Source organism: Streptomyces sp. NPDC001220 (assembly GCF_053597895.1).
The window spans coordinates 1-17,163 of sequence record NZ_JBSFJE010000039.1; the positions used below are offsets into that span (position 1 = coordinate 1).

Genomic DNA, 17,163 nt, shown 5'->3' on the forward strand with positions numbered 1-17,163 from the left:
CGACGAGAGTAGAGGGAAGGAGACCAGACCTCACAGGGAGATCCGGGGGCGGTGGCTTCGGCGAAGAACCGAAGAAGACAGGGTGAGTGAGCGTCGGCCGCCGGCCACGTGGGTTCTCGGGTTGGACTGGACAAGCGAGTCTCTCCCGCTGGGTACGCCACGACAGGCTCGACCCGGCTCTGGGTCGTCGCACGTCCCGCGGCTATATCCTCAACTGTGAAGGGCCGCTTGCACTCGTGCGCGGCCGATGGTGCTTGCCCACCGGCAACACGTCCAGCCACGGGGCGCCACCAAGCCCGCCGCCATCGGCCTGCCCGCCGGCATCCGCGACCAACTGCGCCCTCGGGCAGGCAGACCGCATGGACGTCACTTTTGGTGCCAGAGCCACGGAGGGTCACCACGAGCGCGATCATGAACGGCCTCTCGCGGCGAGGAGGACCCGCTTGCGGAGCAGGTCGAAGTTGGCGCAGCCGAACATCTGCCGCGCGAGCATCTTAAAAGTTGCGTGGAATGCCAATGCCGGAAGCCGAACGGAAACGGGATCCCGAGACAGCGTGACCGGCCTCTCCGCTGGTCGCCCCGCACAACCGTCCGGATACGGGTGCACTGCCCGGACCCGAAAGGGTGCTGACGTGGGCCGGGTGAGCCTGTGCGGACTCACTGGGCAAGGACGACGGAACCGAGGGGCCCTGGACTGCCCTGTCGGCGCGGTGGCCTGTGAAGAGCTCCACTTCCAGCTTCCGGCCCCGCCTACCCCAGCACTCGCCCGAGGAAACCGCGCATGTAGCCCGCGACGACGTCCAGGTGGCTCTCCAGCAGGAAGTGGCCGCCGTTGACCAGGTGCACCTCCGCATCCTTGGCGTCGCGGGCGAAGGCCCTCGCACCCGCCGGGCCGAAGATTTCGTCATTGCGGCCCCAAACGGCGAGCACCGGGACCTCGCTGGTGCGCAGGAACTCGTGCAGCAGCGGGTAGAGCGGGCGATTGTTCTGATAGTCGCGGAATAGCGCCAACTGGACCTCGTCGTTGCCCTCGCGGGAGACGAGGGCGAAGTCATGCTCCCAGGTGTCCGGGCTGACCAGGGTCGGGTCGGGCACACCGTGCACGTACTGCCAGCGGATGGCATCGATGCTCAGCGCGGCGCGGACGGCGGGTTCGGTGTCGGGACCAGGGTTCGCCCCGTAGGCCCACACGTCGGCCCAGAACGACTCGACGAATCCGTCCTCGTAACCGTTGCCGTTCTGGGTGACGAGGGCGGAGATCCGTTCGGGGTGCTTGAGCGCGAGGCGCCAACCGACGGGGGCGCCGTAGTCCTGGACGTAGAGGGCGTAGCGGTCCAGGCCCAATTGGTCGAGCAGTCCGGAGGTGAGTTCGGCGAGGGCGTCGAAGGTGTAGGTGAACTCCCCTGCCAGGGGGGCGTCGGAGTGGCCGAAGCCGAGGTGGTCCGGTGCTATGACGTGGTAGTCGTGGGCCAATAGCGGGATGAGCTCGCGGAACATGAACGAGCTGGTTGGGTAGCCGTGCAGCAGGACGATCGCGGGGGCGTCGGCGGGGCCTGCTTCGCGGTAGAAAATCTCATGACCATCGATGGTGGCGGTCCGGTGGCGCACCGAGTTCATGTCTAACCCCCTAGATAGGCTTATGCGGTTAGCTTCGTGTCATGCAAGCACTCGATGAGCTAACCTGTCAAACACTTAGATCTGGTTAGGGGGGAGCGGTACTCGATGGACAGCTGATGGACCTGATCAACAGCAGGCCCCTGGTCAGCGGCGAGGAACAGGACGCGCTCGGCGACCCGGCCGGAGGCAGACGCTGGGCGCGGGAACACGGCGGCGAAGGCAGCCCCGCGGAACTGGCACTGCTGCGCGAGACGCGGGACCTCCTGCAGGACATGGTGCGCAGAGAGGGTGCGACACAGGTTCCAGCGGGCCGTGGACGAGGGCGACCTGCCGGCTGACGCCGATCCCGGCCTGCTCGCCCGATACCTGATGACCGTAGCCAACGGGATCGCCGTCCAGGCCGCCGAAGACGTGCGCGTGGCCCTGCGCGACCTGGACACCGACGAGCCGGACGCGCCGGCCGGTCACTGACGCCTTCACAGGCCCTGCCCGTCCGTCAGCAAGCCACGTCGGTCTCCTCCTCCCACACCTCTTCCACCACGACCCCGTGTTCCCGCAGGATGAGCCGAAGGCTGCGCAGCGCGTAGTACACGCGGGACTTCACGGTGCCCCGCGGAATCCCCAGTTCGTCCGCGGCCTGCTGGGTGGTGCGGTCCGCGAAGAACGTCGCCAGGAGCACCTCACGGTGCGCCGGCGTGAGCTTCTGCAGGGCCTTGTGCAGCACCAGGGACGACAGCATTTGGTCGATGTCGTCAACCTCGGCGCACATGTCGCCCAGCCAGCTGGTGCCGCTGATCTCCAACGGTCGCGCCATCCGGGTCCGGTGCGCGTCGATGACGAGGTTGCGAGCGACCCGGAACATCCACGGGCGTACGGCCATTCCCTCGTCGTCGGTCAGGTTCCGGCTGTTCCAGCAGCGCAGCAGCGTCTCCTGGAGGACGTCCTCCGCGCGATGCGTGTCGCCGTCCAGCATGCGCAGTACGTACGAGTAGAGGGCCGGCCCGTGCTCCAGGTAGAGGTCGCGCAGCGCCCGTTCCTCGGGAGAGACCGCGCTCGCCGATCCGATGGCCGTCACGTTCATGGATGTCCTCCTGCTCCTTGGGGCGACCGACCCGGCCCGATCGAGGGCCGGAGCGGGGTCTCCTGCGGAAGGGAGTGTTCCGAGGGACGGTCCACGTCCGTTTGACGCTCGTTGTACGAGCCGATTGACGGGCCGGTCAGCGGTGGTGCGCGGAGGGAGTGCGCGGGGTGACGTACGCCCCCTCCAGCGCTTCCACGTCCCTGTGGACCTGTTGGGCGAGTTCGGTGTGGCCGGGAGGCAGCGGACCGCGACGGTTCAACATGCCCCACATGTGCAGCAGTTCGCGTCCATGGGCGACGGCGGCCCGTTCGTCGTCGAGCTGCTGCCAGGACGCCGCCGCCCGAGCCACTTCCATCGACGCCCGCTCGTCCCCGGCCCTGCACCGGATCCGGGCCACGGACAGCGCCAACACGACGGCCTCGCGGTAGTCGCCGCGCAGGTACGCGAGGTACGCCTCCAACGCCCGCGCCTCCACCGCGTGCGGATGCTCGGCGCCCACCGAACCGGTCAGGCTCTCGCGCAGCGTGGTCGCGTCGGCGAACGCCTCGTCGAGTCGGCCGGTGGTCGCCAACGCGTTGATACGGCGGATCTGTTCGGCGAGTTCGGCGGGCGGCGGGTCGACGGCGGGGACGGGTTCCTGCGCGGCGGTACGGGCGGCGGCCGTGGCGCGGGCACGGGCGACCGCAGTGGCGATGGCGGAGGCGGCCACCGACGTGGCGGCGGGGGTGGTGGAGGGCGGGGGAGCGACGCCGGGGGACGACTCGAAGGCCGGCTCGGGTTCCGGCTGGGATGTCGGCTGCGGTTCGGGTTCCGGTGCTTCCTCGGCGTCGTAGCCGAGGATGTGGCTGGAGCCGTCGGGCAGCACCTGGAGGACGAAGTGGGCGGCGCCGGGGCCGTTCTCGACCGTCGCCTCAACGGCGGCGTCGCGCTCCTCCGCGTGCCGCTGCAACTGGTCCAGAACGGCCTCGTGCACGGACTGGCCCGGCGCGGGGACGAGTGGGTCGCCGTCGATCTCGGCGAGGCCCTCGTCGCAGATGTACACCTCGAAGCGGCCCATTGCTGTCCTCCTCATGTGGCAGGTTCGGCGGTGTCGGTGAAGCTGGGGGTGACGCCGGGGGTGGCGCCCGGGGGCGGGGCGGCGATGCCCTGGTACTTGGCGAACTGGGCGCGGATGGACAGGACGTAGCTCAGGGCGTCGTTCGACTGCGGGACTCCCTTGGCCGTCTTCACGGCGTCCATCCCGATGGCGTAGCCGGTCAGAGCGAGGTCCAGGACGCTGTTGGTGGTGGTGCCGTTCTCGTCGGTGGACTTCACGACCGTGCCGTCGTCGAGCAACTTCTGGCCCTGGCCGGCCAGATCACACATGTAGCGGCCCTGAGCCATGATCGAGTCCGCGTTGTCCGTCGCCTGCGTCTTGCCGTTGTCGTCGTCGTCCTTGCCGTACTGCTTGAAAACGTCCGGCGGCAGCTGCGAGATGCCCACCTCGCCCCTGGGGCCGACCAGGGTCGCGTTGAAGCCGGACGCCTTCTCCACCTGGGAGGCGATGACGATCGGGCCGATGGCGTCGCACAGCTTGCCGGCCTTCTGGATGGGGTCCACCAGGTCCTCGGGGACGGTGGAGGTGTCCAACTCGCCCCTGCCGTCGCCCTGGAGGACGGTCAGCATCCGGTTCGCGGTGTCGTTGTCGCCGCTGTAGTTGTCGGCTCTGCCGCCGCCTCCTCCGAAGAGCAGGATCAGCGCGATGAGCGGGGCCAGCAGGACACCGAAGCCGCCGAAGACGATGATGAGCGGCACGGCGCCCGCTATGGAGAGCGGGATCATCATGCAGCCGCCCGCGCCGGCGCCGGCCATCCCGTACATGACGGCCTTCGAGCCGCCGCCCTCCTCGCTCTCTCCCGCACCCATCTCTGTCCGCCTTCTTCCTTCTTCTCATCTCGTCTTGAACCGCTGTGGCCGCACGGCCCGTTGTGCTGTCGGACGGCCCCGGTAGATCGAAACGGGCCACACGGCCAAAAAGTTCAAACCAGTGGAAATCCGGATGAGTCAGAGCAGCGGAAGTGCGAGCAGCCAAGAGGGAGGCGGGAAGAACATCATGGGCACTCCTTCGGCGACACCGCCGGGCCCGCAGTCATGGGTACGGGGACCGAAATCCACACAGTCGGCGGCGCCGGCACCGCCGGCGACGGACGGTGCCGCGCCCGCACCCGTCGGACCTCCCGCACCGGCCGGACACCAGGCCCCTGTCGGTCAGTCGGCGTACTCCCCGCAGCACGGCTTCGGCGGCGGGCTGCCGTCGGCACCCGTGCGGCAGGCGGCTCCGGCACCTCGGGCGCAGGCCGTTGTACAGCCCGCGCCGCGGCCTGCGGCGCCTGTCGCCCTCCGGCCCGCGGCCCTCGACGTGCCGCCGGCCGCCGCCCCTCGGACCACGGCGCCCGCCCCGCGGCAGGCCGCCCCCCGCTCCGCCGCCCTCGCACGCAAAGCCCCTCCGGCCCGCGCGGCGCAGGCCGGCTGGGGTCAGCCGAAGCGGCCCAGGACGGCAGCGCGGGGCAGGTCGCGGGAGGACGTCGGATGGGTCAAGGCGCACGGCGGGTCCGGCGCGACCTCGCTGGTCGAGGCCCTCGGTGGAGTGGACCTGGGTGCCCGCTGGCCGGAGCCCGCCCGCGGCGAGCCGTACCGGATCGTGCTGGTCGGCCGGACCAGCGCGGCCGGACTGCGGGCCGTCTCCCAGGCGCTCGGCGCGCTCAAGGACGGCAAGGCCCCGCGGGGGCTCGAACTGCTGGCCGTGGTCCTCGTCGCCGACGCCCCCGGACGGCTGCCGCTCAGTCTGCTGCGCCGGATCCGGGTCCTGCGCTCCGTCGCCCGCGTGCACCGCGTGCCGTGGATCCCGGCGTGGCGCACGGACGACCAGCTGAAGTGCATCCCCAGGCAACTCGTCACGCTCTCCAAGCTGGTGGGCAGCGACGTCTACGGCGAAGGAGTCGTGTCGTGAGTCAACTCCTTTCCGCCCCACAGTACTTGGCGGCCTGGGACCCGGGCGGCGACGGCGGGCTCATCATCAACGTCCTCTCCTGGTCCGCCTCGGCCTGTGGCGTCGCCGGACTGATCATCGTCGGCATACAGATGGCGCTCCAGCTGCGCCGGGGCGAGCCGGGCGAGGGCGGTGAGTACTTCCGCGGTGTCTTCTTCGTGGTCGTCGGCTGCGTGCTCGCCACCACGGCCGGTCCGCTCGTCAAGTTCCTCGGCGACCTGACCCTTCAAGGTCCCTGAGCCCAACAGGCCTTCCAGCACTGCCAGTCGACCCTCCCGCCCACCGCTCTGGCCGGGCGCCGAATCCTCGGAGAATCTTCATGTCCGCAATACTCTACGAAGCCTCCAACATCCTCGCCGCCGTTCCCGCGCCGAAGAGCGACGCCCCCGTCGAGCTGACCGGCAAGGTCGACGTCGTCCTCGGCCTCCTCGCCTGGGCCGGCACCGCCGCCGGTGTCTGCGGCGTGCTGGTCACCGGCGCGATGATGGCCATCTCCGTCAAGCGGGGTGAGAGCTCGGAGCACATGAGCCGCCTCGGCATGGTGCTCGGCGGCTGTGTCCTGGTGGCCACGGCCGGCCCGATCATCACGTTCGTCTTCAAGTAGAGAGCGCGGGACAGTGGGCATCTTCAAGCGCGGAGAACAGCGGTCGGAGGAGTCCGGGCCGTACTGGAAGCAGCGCAGTTGGCAGGCATCGGCGGGGTTCCTCGCGCTGGTCGTCGTCCTGGGCGTGATCACCACGGTGACGTCCGGATCGGGCTCCGGTGACGATGCCAAGGCTCCGGCCTCCAAGGGCCCGCTGTCCGGCACCGTCACCATAAAGGACGGCCGCCCCGGTGGCTGCCGTACCGACGACAGCGCGGGCGACGCGATCCCCCCGTCCGTGCCCAAGGACATCAGTTGGCGCACGCTCGACGTCGGGCGGGTGCCGGTCTCCGCCTCGGCGGGGCCGACCAGGATCCAGGGCGCCGTGTGGTGGTGCTTCGCGCACACCCCCATGGGCGCCGTGCTGGCCGCCACCGACATCCCCACCCAGATGAGCGGAACCCAGTGGCGCACCGTCACCGACCAGCAGGTGGTCGCCGGGCAGGAACGCGAACTGTTCGTGTTCCAGCGCACCGCCGTACCGGACACGGCAGGTTCGGACAGCGCCCCGACCACCTCGTCGTACGCCGGGTTCCAGGTGACCTCGTACACCAGCGCGGCAGCGTCCGTCGTGCTGTTGATCAAGAACGACCAAGGCTATGCCAAGACCACCGTCTACGTGCGCTGGAGCGGTGGCGACTGGAAGATCCAGCCCGACAGCAGCGGGAGCCTCTACTCACCGTTGGCTTCCGAGCAGAGCGCCGTGGGCTACACACTTTGGGGGGTTTGACGTGGCGGCCTGTAGCAACGGGAACCCGCTGGCGGATGCGATCACCGGGTTCTTCAGCTTTCTCGGCGACCCCGTCGGGACGGTCGTCGGTCTCATCGCGAAGAGCATCCTCGCCGCCGCGATCGCGGTGTTCGCGGGGCTGGCCAAGACGGTGCCGACCCTGGACGGCACCACCACCTCGCACGACCTCAGTAACAAGACATCGTGGATCGTGGTCTATCTGGCCGTCGGTTCACTGCTGTTCGCGGCCGGCAAGATGGCGCTCGAACGCAAGGGCACCGCGGGCATCACCGCCCTGAAGGGCATCATGCGGGTCGTCCTCGTCTCGGGCGCCGCCACCACCATCTGCCTGGCCGCCGCGAGGGTCGCGGACAACTACTCGACCTACCTGTTCGACGACTCCGTGCAGAAGGCGCTGGACAACATCGGCGCCTGCGGCGACAACAGCAACATCCAGTCCTTCCTGCTGCTGCTCCTCGCCTTCCTGCTGCTGCTCGCGGGCATCCTGCACACCGTCCTGATGTACATCCGGCTCGGCGTCATGATGATCATGCTCGGCACCCTTCCGATGGCCGCCGCGGCCTCGATGACGGACTGGGGCGCCGGCTGGTGGCGCAAGCACATCGGCTGGATGATCTCCTGGCTGCTCTACAAGCCCGCGGTCGCCCTCGTGCTGAACGCCGGCATGGCGATGATCACCGAGGGCCAGAACAGCAAGACGGGCGCCGACGTCAACACCCGTATCGCCGGTATCGGCGTGATGCTGCTCTCCGCCATCGCGCTCCCCGCGCTGCTGAAGCTTGTCGTACCCGCCGCCGCTGCCATGGGCACCGGCAACCCGATGGCCTCCATGGGCCAGGCGGGCAGCCAACTGGCCAGCGGTGCCGTGCAGGTGGGCGCCATGAGCGGCGGGTCCGGCGGTGGCGGCGGACAGAAGGGCCCGAGCGGAGCGAGCGGTACCGGCGGTGCCAGCGGCGCGTCCGGCGGCGGCGGTGCGGACGGCGCGCCCGGCTCGGGCGGTCCGAGCGCTGCGAGCAAGGGCGGCGGCGGTGCGGGCAAGGAAGCCGCAGCGATGGGCGGCCCGGCCGGTATCGCGATCCTCGCGGCCGTGGCCGCGGCCCAGACAGCCGGCTCGGCCGTCTCCGGCGCCGTCGAAGGCGCCGACGGAGAACTCGGCAACAACAAGTGAGCCAGGGGGAGTCCACGACACCCAGGCCGTACGCCCGTACATCCTCCCGGCGTCGTCTCCCCTGACGAACGACCGCCGGGCTCCTGTCCCCCCGGGAGCCCGGCGGTCTCTCTCCCACACTTCTCGACTCACGCCGTGCCCCCACCACTTCACGAAAGGAAACCGGTCACATGTCCACGGAAGCCGCCTCAAGTCCGACCTACGGGAACTGGCGCAGGCCGAGGCGGGCGGGGCTCGGACCGCTCGGACTCGTCGGCACCTTCGTGATCTTCGGCGGACTCGTCGCCACCCTGCTGGCGTCGCTGATCTCGCTGTACGCGGCGGTGATCGTGTTCGTACCGGTCGTCCTGTTCCTCATCCCGCTCGCCATCCGCACCCAGGACGGCCGCAACGTCTACCAGCTCTTCGCCCTGCGCGTCGGCTGGTGGCGCCGGAAGGCCGCGGGCGCGCACCTCTACGTCTCGGGCCCGCTGTCCGCGCGGCCCGGCGGCCGGTTCCGCCCGCCGGGCCTGCTCAACAAGGTCGCCGCGAGCGAGGGCCGCGACGCCTACGACCGTCCCTTCGGGATCCTGCACCACCCGCAGCGCGACCTGTACACGATCGTCCTGGGCTGCGACCCCGACGGCGGTTCGCTCATCGACCCGGACCAGGTCGACGTCTGGGTCGCGCTGTGGGGCGAGTGGCTGGCCCGGCTCTCCCACGAACCCGGCCTGAAGGGCGCCACCGTGATCGTGGAGACCGCCCCCGACCCCGGCACCCGGCTCGCCCACGAGGTGCTGCCCCGCATCCACCCCCACGCGCCGGCCGCCGCCCGCGCCGTCATGGAGGAGGTCGTCGACCGCTACCCGAGCGCCTCCTCCGAGATGCACACCTACGTCACCCTCACCTACGGCAACCCGGCGGGCCAGAAGCGCAAGAAGGAGGACATGATCACCGAGCTGTCCATCCGGATCCCGGGCCTGCTCAGCGGGCTCGTCGCGGCCGGGGGCGGTGCCGCGTACCCGCTGTCGTCCGAGCGGATCGCCGAGGTCGTCCGGGTCGCCTACGACCCCGCCGTCGCCGCCGACGTCCTCAACGCCCGTGCTCAGGACGGCGGAACGGGCCTGGAGTGGGACGACGCCGGTCCCGCCGCCGCCGTGGAGACGGTGAGCGCCTATCAGCACGACTCGGGTGTCTCCCGCACCTGGATGCTGACCCTGGCGCCCCGCGGCACCATCCGCTCCTCGGTCCTGCGGGGCATGCTGGAGGCCGCCCCCGGCACCCGGCGCAAGCGGGTCGCCCTGGTCTACCGGGCCATCGACCCCGCCACCTCGGCCCGGATCGTCGAGGCCGACCGGCGCAGCGCGCAGTTCATGGCGACATCGGGCAAGGGCATGGTCCAGGCGCGCGCGGCCTCCGAGATGCGGGCGGCCGAACAGACCGCCGCCGAGGAGGCCTCCGGCGCCGGACTCGTGGAGTTCTCCCTGATGCTGACGGTCACCGTCGACACCATGGAGGAACTCGCCGACGCCAGCGTCACCGTACGCAACCTGACCGCGGCGTCCCGGGTGCTGATGCGCCCCGCCGACCGGATGCAGGCAGCCGCGTTCAGCTGCACCCTGCCCGCCGGAATCCTTCCGTGGGAACAGACCCTCGTCCCGCACGAACTGCAGGAGGCTTTGTGAGCCGCCGTAGCGAAGAGAAGCTGGCCGAGCGAGCAGACCTGATGGCCGAGGAGCAGGCGCTCCGGGACTTGGCCGCGGGCGGGTCGGGGCTGGTCGGTCTGGACGGATCCGGGGCCGAGGCCGCCGCGACGAAGTCCGCGAAGGCCAAGGCGAAGTCCGACGCCAAGCGCGGTGCCAAGGGCAAGGCCCCGGCCAAGCCCAGGGAGCTGTACGTCCCGGCCCGCGGCTGGCAGGGCGCGGGCGGCGGGCGCGTCGGCTACATGGACCCGCCCACCATGTGGCGTGCCACCACCGTGCAGGCCTGCGGCATGTGGCCGTTCGCCGCCGGTTCGGGCTCGCCCATGACCGGCGTACCGCTCGGACAGCACCTGTTCACCGGCGCCACGGTCTGCGGCGACCCGCTGAACTGGTTCACCCGGGCCCGCTACATCTCCAACCCCTCCCTGTTCATGCTCGGCATGCCGGGCCTGGGCAAGTCCACCCTCATCAACCGGATGCTGATCGGGCTCGCCGCGACCGGTGTCGTACCGCTGGTCCTCGGTGACCTCAAGCCCGACTACGCCGACACCGTCCGCGCGCTCGGCGGCCAGGTCATCTCCATCGGCCGCGGCCGGGGCGGCATCAACGTCCTCGACCCGGGCGCCATGGGCGAGGCCGCCGCGAAGATCGGCGGCGAGGCCGGCGAGGTCCTCAAGGCCGAGGCCCACGGCCGGGTCCTGAACATGGTCGCCGCCCTCATCACCATCGTGCGCAGCCGGCCCATGGACGACCATGAGCAGTCCGTGCTCTCCGCCGTCCTGCACCACCTGCGTGAACGCACCCTGCCCGGCCGGAGCGTGCTGCTGCCCGACGTGCTGAGGGTCCTCACCGAGGGCCCCGACCGGGTCCGCGCGGTCACCCTCGACCGCGGCGACGACACCCGTTACCGGGACGCCGTCGACCCGCTGCACCGCTCGCTGCTCGGCATCCTCGACGGCCCGCTCGGCGACACCTTCGCCTCCGAGACGTCCACCCGGATCGACGCGAACGCGCCCGCCGTGTGCATCGACATCTCCGGCATCGGCGAGGCCGACACCCAGCTCACCGCCGCCGCGATGCTCGCCGCCTGGTCCGACGGCCTGGGCACGGTCGCCGCTTCGCACGCCCTCGCGGACGCCGGACTCGCGCCCCGGCGCTGGTTCTTCACCGTGCTCGACGAGCTGTGGCGCCCGCTGCGCGCCGCCTCCGGCATCGTCGACCGCATCGACGCGCTCACCCGCCTCAACCGCTCCCTCGGCCTCGGCGACGCCAAGATCACCCACACCCTCAAGGACGCCGAGGCCCTCGGCACCGACGCCGACCGCGCCAAGGCGCGCGGCTTCGTCGAGCGCGCCGGCATGGTCGTGTGCGCCGGACTGCCGAAGACCGAGATGGAGGACCTCGGCAGGGTGGTCGGACTCTCCCGCCGCGAGATCGAACTCGTGTCGTCCTGGTCCTCGCCCCCCGGCTGGGGCGTGCGGGGCGAGGACGAGGAACCCCCGGGCCGAGGCCGCTTCCTCATCAAGGTCGGTGGCCGCCCCGGCATCCCGATCAAGGTCGCCATCACCGACGCCGAGCGCGACCTGCACAACACCAACACCCGCTGGACGACCAACGAGGCGGCCATCGAGCAGGCCGCCGCCCGCGCCGCCGCCGAGGTCGCACGGGCCGCGCAGGAAGGGCCCCTGCCGCCGGCACTCCCCGCTGACCCGAGCGCCCTCGCCCTCCCCGGTGACCCGGGATTCCCCGCCGTCGAGGCGTCGGCCGGGGGGTGGACCGCATGAGCGGACCCCGCAGCACCGGCCTGGGCGACCAGATGCAGTGGGCGATCGCCGCGATCGCCGCTACCGCCCTCCTCGCGTTCACCCTCGTCTGGGCCGGCGGCACCTTCGGCGCCGGCCTCTCCGGCGACGGCTGGGACGCCCCGCCGTTCGCCATGTCCACCATCGCCACCCTGGCCTCCGGCGGACCGACCGCGCTGTGGCCGGGCACCCCGGCCGCCGTGCTCTATGCGGGCATGTTCGGCCTGCTGGCGCTCATCGCGGTGCCCGCCGCCCTCGCCGTCAACTTCTTCATGGACCGCGGCAGAGCACCCAAGGGCCTCGCAGGCCGGCGCGAACTCGCCGCCATGTGCCCCAAGGGCATCGAGGCCCGCGCCCGCGAACTGCGCCCCACCCTCAAGGGCCGCGAGGAGGTCCACCCGGATGAGACCGGCAACCTCCTCGGTGACCTCGACCCCAAGGGCCCCGAACTGCGCAGCAGTTACGAGGACGTCGAGCTCGACCTCATGGCGCCCCGTGCCGGCAAGTCCACCGGCATCGCCGTGCCTCGGGTGCTGCGCGCCCAGGGCGCGGTCCTGCTGACCTCCAACAAGTCCGACGTGTACGCCGTCACCCGCGCCCAGCGCGAAAAGGCGGGCACGGTCTGGACGTTCGACCCGCAGGGCATCGCCCACGCCCCGCGCGCCATGTGGTGGAACATCCTCGGCGAGTGCCACACCATCGAGGGCGCCCGCCGGATGGCCGGTCACTTCGTCGCGTCCGTCAACGACGACACCGCGAAGAAGGACTTCTGGATCTCGGCCGCCCAGAACACCCTGACCGCGCTCTTCCTGGCCGCCGCCCGCGGCCGGGCCCCGCTGACCGACCTGCTCGCCTGGCTCGCCGACCCCGCCGACCGCACCCCGATCGACCTGCTCCGCGAGGTCGGACTCGTCGCGATGGCCGAGCAGTTGCAGGGCACGGTGCGCGGCGCGGTGGAGACCCGGGACGGCATCTACGAGACCGCCCGCCAGACCGCCTCCTGCCTCCTTGACCCCGAGATCCTCGCCTGGGTCACGCCCGACCCCGAACTCCCGGAATTCCGCCCGGACAGGCACGTGCTGGGCACCGACACGCTCTACCTGCTGTCCAAGGATGGTGGCGGTTCGGCGGCGGGCGTCATCGCGGGCCTCGCCGACGCGACGATGCGGGCGGGCGTCGTCGCCGCCGAGCGCATGGGCGGCCGGCTCGACCCGCCGCTGACCGCAGTCCTCGACGAGGCGGCCAACGTGTGCCGCATCTCCGACCTGCCCGACCTGTACTCGCACTTCGGCTCGCGCGGCATCAACGTCGTGACCCTGCTGCAGAGTTACCGCCAGGGCGCCCGGGTATGGGGGGACGTCGGCATGGACGCGCTGTGGAGCGCGGCGACCATCAAACTACTCGGCGCGGGCCTGGACGACGCCGACTTCGTCCAGAAGATCTCCACCCTGGTCGGCCAGCACGACGTGAAGACCCCGAGCATCTCCCGCAGCAAGGACGGCACTTCACGCTCGTACTCCTACCGCCAGGAGTCCGTCCTGCCGCCCGACAAGATCCGCGCCCTGCCCAAGGGCACCGCCCTGCTCCTCGCCACCGGAGTCAAGCCGGCCCTGATCCGGCTGCGCCCCTGGTACAAGGAGCCCGGCGCCGGCGAGATCTCGGCGGCGGCGAAGGCGGAGACGGCGGCCATCACGGAACGCGCAGCGGCTCGTCTGCTGCCGGGCCAGGGCCTGACCCTGGAGAAGGAGAACGCCGTGGAGGGCTACCGGGACGCCGCCCGAGCCTGACGGTCCGCAGCACCAGCTCGGCCGGCGCGTACCTGACTCGCCCCATCAGTTGTACGCCGAGGGCGAGTTGGGCGCCGTACAGCACCAGGCACCCGGCGAGGACGACGGCGGTACCAACCCGGTCGTAGAGACCGAGGCCGTAGCCGGTGAAGACGAGCGCGAGGACCAGCGACTGCGAGAGGTACTGAGTGAGGGCCATGCGCCCGGAGGCGGCCAGCACACGGGCCGCCGCCGGGCGCATGGCGCTCAGCAGCAGAAGCAGCCCGCAGGCGTACGACGCCGTGAGCGCGGGCGCGGTCAGCAGCGACAACGCGTGTCCGACCAGGAACCACCGGCTGTCCAGCGGCCCGTTCGCACAGCAAGCGGTGACCACCCCGCCGGCCAGACCGACCGGCAGCCACCGTACGACGACCCGCCACAGCCACCGCCGGTCCCGGCCACGCCGCTCCACCAGGCCCACTTTGGCCGCCGCTAGGCCGGCCAGGAACGCGGCCAGCATGTCGGGGGTGTACATCAGGTTCGCGCCCATGGTCGTCGGCAGCTCACGCAGACGGGCCCCGACCACCGACAGGAAACCGCCGCGGTAGGCGGCCACGGAGCGCGCGACCTCGGGGGCGTACTGCGCTGGGGTGACCGGCTGGGTGAAGACGACGGTCAGCAGCCCGTACCCGAGCAGCAGCACGGCGAGGCCCACCACCAGACAGACCGCGACCCGCAGCGCGGCCCGGGGACTCAGCCCGCGCAGGCCGTAAAGGATCAGTCCCAGAACGGCGTACGTCATCAGGATGTCGCCGGCGTAGAGCAGCACGGCGTGGACGAGCCCGAGGCCGAACAGCCCTGCGGCACGCCGGAGATGGTGCGGGGCGGACGGGCTTCCCGACTCCCGGGCGGCGCGCTCCTGGAGGACGAAACTGTAGCCGAAGAGGAAGGAGAACAGCTGGTAGAGGGTGGTGGTCGCGGTCACCGCCCAGGCGGCGGCCCGGTCGACGCCGGAGGCGTGCGGACCACCCCCGAACGCCGTGTAAGGACCCGCCATCAGCTGGGCGTTGACGAGCAGGATGCCGAACAGGGCGAACCCGCGCAGCACATCGACGTCCTGGACCCGCCCGGCACGGACCGCCTCGCGCTCCCTCACCGCGTCACCATGGTGGTCCCGCCGGCGAAGGCCACGGTCGACGAAAGGAACCACCCGAGCGCCGGTGACAACAGATACCGCGGGGTCCACAACCTGGCCGCCGCGGGCCGGTCGCGCGGATAGACCACGGGCACGGTCCCGCCGACCGGCGGCATTCCGCGCAGCGACCCGTACGCGCCCGGATCGATGACAATGGTCCGCCCCAGGTGGTCGGTGAACACCACGAGTCCGGTCCGCCGTCGGTCGCCCGGCACCCGCGGTGTCACGACACCCGTCACGAGCACTCCACGTGCCCACAACCATGCCACGGTCACCAACTGCCGGACGGCGAGCAGGAGAAGCCCGAGGCCGAGCCCCGTGCTCAGGGCAAGCAGCAGCAGCTTGGCGTTCATACAGTCCCCTTCACCGACCCGTACACCTCTTCTCGCGCACAACGGATGCCGTGGTGCCACTGGTTCACGCCCCCTTGAACCGCCGGACGGGTGACCCCCGTTGTGCGGACGGACCCCACGGTCCAACCCCGACCGACGCATACGAAGGGAGCTTCGGCCCAGATGAGACGGCCCCTGCGCACCCACGGCCACCGGGCGGCGGCAGCAGTCGCCCTGGCCTGCACCCTGACGGCGGCGACCCAACCGGGCGCCCAGGCCGCCCCCCGGACCCTCGCCGAGGTGCAGAAGGAGCTTGAGAGCCTGTACCACCAGGCGGAGGTGGCGACCGACAGGTACAACGCGGCTGACGGCAAGGTGAAGGCACAGAAGAAGCGCGTCAGTTCACTCAACTCCCAGGTCCGCACGACCGAGGAGAAACTGACCCGCCTCAACTCCCTCGCCGGAGCGACGGCCAGGGCCCAGTACCGTAACGGCGGCGTCCCCGCCGAGCTGCAGTTCGCCCTGGCCAGCGACCCCGGACGGGCCCTGGACAACGCGGGGTTGGCTCTCCAGGCCCAGCAGAGCACGCAGAATTTGCTGACCGACCTGAAGACGACGAAGTCGGCCCTGCGCACCCGCACGGACGAGGCGGCGGCCGAACTGAAGCGGTTGCAGGCGAGCCGCCGCGCGATGGCGACGCAGCGCAGGACGGTCGAGCAGCACATCGCCGAGGCGAAGCTGTTGGAGTCCTCGCTGGCGGCGAAGGAACGCCAACGCCTCGCCGAACTGGAGAAGAAGCAGTCCGAGCAGGCCCAGGCGAAGTGGGAGAGCACGGGCATCCTCAAGAAGGTCGGCACCGCCGCGACGACCGCCGGCCAGAAGGCCATCGCCTTCGCCGCGAAGCAGATCGGCAAGCCCTACGTCTGGGGCGCCGAGGGCCCCGACTCCTTCGACTGCTCCGGCCTCACGTCCCAGGCGTGGCTGGCGGCGGGCGTCACCATCCCCCGCACGTCGGAGATGCAGTGGGCCCAGCTGAAGCACGTCCCGGTCGAGGACATGCGCCCCGGTGACCTGATCATCTACTTCTCCGACGCGAGCCATGTGGCGATCTACGTCGGGGGCGGGAACATCATCTCGGCCCCGAGGCCGGGGCGGTACGTGTACGAGTCGAAGGCGGCCTCGATGCAGATATTGGGGGTGGTGCGGCCGGACGCCTGACTCCGATGACCTGAGACCGGTGAACTGACACCGACCGAGGGGCGGACCACCATGGTCCGCCCCTCGGTCCGTCCCAGCCCTCAGCGACGCGCCGCTCCGGCCAACGCGGGCCGTGGAGCCGTCGATTCGGGCGGTGGCCCGAACGGGTCGACGGCGTCGACGGCGGGAGTCTCCTTCACACGGTGGGAGCCGGGCTTGCAGCCCGCGAACGGGCCCGACGGGTCCCGCAGGTTCGTCATGACCGTTGCCAGGTAGTCCCGGTGCCAGACGGCGGGGCCGTTCATGCCGGTGGAGTTGCCGGTCTCGGTCAGCTCTCCCCAGGCGAGCCACAGGCTGTGCATCTGGGCCACCGCTTCCGGATGCTCCCACCAACGTGAGCACCACGGGGCCGAGGACGTGACCTCACGGCCGTAGACCGGCAGCAGTACGTGGTGCACCCACAGGGTCAGCTGCCGCAGCGCCTGCCCATACTCCGGTCCCTGCAAGTAGAGGATGAACTTGGGTGCGGCCGGTGGTCCTGCAGCAGGTGGCGGCGCTTCGGAGGAGGCCTCGGCGGGCGCCGCGGTCTTGTCCTCCGCGCTGGGAGTGGGGACCGTCATGATGCACCTTCCTGGTGTGCGGTGGGGGCCGCCTCGGACCGTTGCCGGGGAAGCCGTGAAGCGGGATATCCAGGTCTCGTACGGAGAGCACAACGCGCGCGTGCGGTACGGGGTTCAGCGGAGCCCCGACGCAAACGAGGAGACACCGGGTGACGCTGCGCTCGTCACCCGGTGCCTCCTTTTGACTCAGACCGCGTTTGAGATCTGGTTCGGTGGCCTCTCAGAGGGTGCTCTAGGCTCGGCCAGGTGATCTTCGACAAGTTCCCCATCGTCGGCGGCTT

Annotated in this window: 17 protein-coding genes and 1 pseudogene; 11 read left to right on the forward strand and 7 right to left on the reverse strand. The window is 70.9% G+C overall.

All coding sequences use genetic code 11. The annotated features are described in order from the left end of the window. Window positions 1-750: 750 nt before the first annotated feature. Window positions 751-1,617, reverse strand: coding sequence for an alpha/beta fold hydrolase (locus tag ACWDGI_RS43130; RefSeq protein ID WP_450768528.1), 867 nt, complete (start codon window positions 1,615-1,617; stop codon window positions 751-753). Between the two features lie 116 nt (window positions 1,618-1,733). On the opposite strand from ACWDGI_RS43130, the pseudogene ACWDGI_RS43135 reads away from it, so the two are divergent. Further along, window positions 1,734-1,904 (forward strand): annotated as a pseudogene (locus tag ACWDGI_RS43135) (ABATE domain-containing protein); the annotation flags it as partial. 1 nt (window position 1,905) lies between these two features. Further along, a complete protein-coding gene (locus ACWDGI_RS43140) occupies window positions 1,906-2,088 on the forward strand; it encodes a hypothetical protein (RefSeq protein ID WP_450768542.1) in 183 nt (60 codons plus the stop codon). Between the two features lie 25 nt (window positions 2,089-2,113). On the opposite strand, the gene ACWDGI_RS43145 is transcribed toward ACWDGI_RS43140, so the two are convergent. The 3 genes from ACWDGI_RS43145 to ACWDGI_RS43155 all read right to left on the reverse strand — a co-directional run bounded on the left by ACWDGI_RS43145 (window position 2,114) and on the right by ACWDGI_RS43155 (window position 4,603). Beyond that, complete coding sequence (locus ACWDGI_RS43145) at window positions 2,114-2,698, reverse strand: sigma-70 family RNA polymerase sigma factor (protein WP_450488099.1); 585 nt, start codon at window positions 2,696-2,698, stop codon at window positions 2,114-2,116. Window positions 2,699-2,834: 136 nt separating this feature from the next. Beyond that, window positions 2,835-3,755, reverse strand: a complete 921-nt coding sequence (locus tag ACWDGI_RS43150) for a hypothetical protein (protein ID WP_450768529.1) — start codon at window positions 3,753-3,755, stop codon at window positions 2,835-2,837. Window positions 3,756-3,766: 11 nt separating this feature from the next. Next, window positions 3,767-4,603 (reverse strand): lytic transglycosylase domain-containing protein, encoded by an 837-nt coding sequence (locus tag ACWDGI_RS43155; RefSeq protein WP_450768530.1) that lies wholly within the window; start codon window positions 4,601-4,603, stop codon window positions 3,767-3,769. Window positions 4,604-5,324: 721 nt separating this feature from the next. Between ACWDGI_RS43155 and ACWDGI_RS43160 the strand changes: the two genes are divergently transcribed. The 8 genes from ACWDGI_RS43160 to ACWDGI_RS43195 all read left to right on the forward strand — a co-directional run bounded on the left by ACWDGI_RS43160 (window position 5,325) and on the right by ACWDGI_RS43195 (window position 13,559). Next, entirely contained in the window at window positions 5,325-5,687 is a 363-nt protein-coding gene (locus ACWDGI_RS43160; RefSeq protein ID WP_450768531.1) for a hypothetical protein, read from the forward strand. Next, window positions 5,684-5,965 (forward strand): hypothetical protein, encoded by a 282-nt coding sequence (locus ACWDGI_RS43165; protein WP_450768532.1) that lies wholly within the window; start codon window positions 5,684-5,686, stop codon window positions 5,963-5,965. The genes ACWDGI_RS43160 and ACWDGI_RS43165 overlap by 4 nt, the downstream gene beginning before the upstream one ends. 80 nt (window positions 5,966-6,045) lie before the next feature. Then, on the forward strand, window positions 6,046-6,330 hold the full coding sequence (locus ACWDGI_RS43170) for a hypothetical protein (protein WP_450768533.1): 285 nt from the start codon (window positions 6,046-6,048) through the stop codon (window positions 6,328-6,330). 13 nt (window positions 6,331-6,343) lie between these two features. Continuing rightward, window positions 6,344-7,099, forward strand: a complete 756-nt coding sequence (locus ACWDGI_RS43175; RefSeq protein ID WP_450488110.1) for a hypothetical protein — start codon at window positions 6,344-6,346, stop codon at window positions 7,097-7,099. A gap of 1 nt (window position 7,100) precedes the next feature. After that, a complete protein-coding gene (locus ACWDGI_RS43180) occupies window positions 7,101-8,288 on the forward strand; it encodes a hypothetical protein (protein ID WP_450768534.1) in 1,188 nt (395 codons plus the stop codon). Window positions 8,289-8,458: 170 nt separating this feature from the next. Next, window positions 8,459-9,952, forward strand: a complete 1,494-nt coding sequence (locus ACWDGI_RS43185; protein ID WP_450768535.1) for an SCO6880 family protein — start codon at window positions 8,459-8,461, stop codon at window positions 9,950-9,952. Beyond that, window positions 9,949-11,754 (forward strand): ATP/GTP-binding protein, encoded by a 1,806-nt coding sequence (locus ACWDGI_RS43190; RefSeq protein ID WP_450768536.1) that lies wholly within the window; start codon window positions 9,949-9,951, stop codon window positions 11,752-11,754. Before ACWDGI_RS43185 ends, ACWDGI_RS43190 begins: the two co-directional genes overlap by 4 nt. Further along, a complete protein-coding gene (locus ACWDGI_RS43195) occupies window positions 11,751-13,559 on the forward strand; it encodes a type IV secretory system conjugative DNA transfer family protein (protein ID WP_450768537.1) in 1,809 nt (602 codons plus the stop codon). Before ACWDGI_RS43190 ends, ACWDGI_RS43195 begins: the two co-directional genes overlap by 4 nt. Here ACWDGI_RS43195 and ACWDGI_RS43200 read toward each other — a convergent pair. Then, window positions 13,462-14,694: a DUF418 domain-containing protein gene (locus ACWDGI_RS43200; RefSeq protein ID WP_450768538.1), complete on the reverse strand. Its 1,233-nt coding sequence runs from the start codon at window positions 14,692-14,694 to the stop codon at window positions 13,462-13,464. The two genes, ACWDGI_RS43195 and ACWDGI_RS43200, sit on opposite strands and share 98 nt — an antisense overlap. Next, window positions 14,691-15,086: a hypothetical protein gene (locus ACWDGI_RS43205; RefSeq protein WP_450768539.1), complete on the reverse strand. Its 396-nt coding sequence runs from the start codon at window positions 15,084-15,086 to the stop codon at window positions 14,691-14,693. Before ACWDGI_RS43205 ends, ACWDGI_RS43200 begins: the two co-directional genes overlap by 4 nt. A 162-nt stretch (window positions 15,087-15,248) precedes the next feature. Here ACWDGI_RS43205 and ACWDGI_RS43210 point away from each other — a divergent pair, with 162 nt between their 5' ends. Next, on the forward strand, window positions 15,249-16,283 hold the full coding sequence (locus ACWDGI_RS43210; protein ID WP_450768540.1) for an NlpC/P60 family protein: 1,035 nt from the start codon (window positions 15,249-15,251) through the stop codon (window positions 16,281-16,283). Between the two features lie 80 nt (window positions 16,284-16,363). On the opposite strand, the gene ACWDGI_RS43215 is transcribed toward ACWDGI_RS43210, so the two are convergent. Next, entirely contained in the window at window positions 16,364-16,882 is a 519-nt protein-coding gene (locus ACWDGI_RS43215; RefSeq protein ID WP_450768541.1) for a DUF4913 domain-containing protein, read from the reverse strand. Window positions 16,883-17,163: the final 281 nt, after the last annotated feature.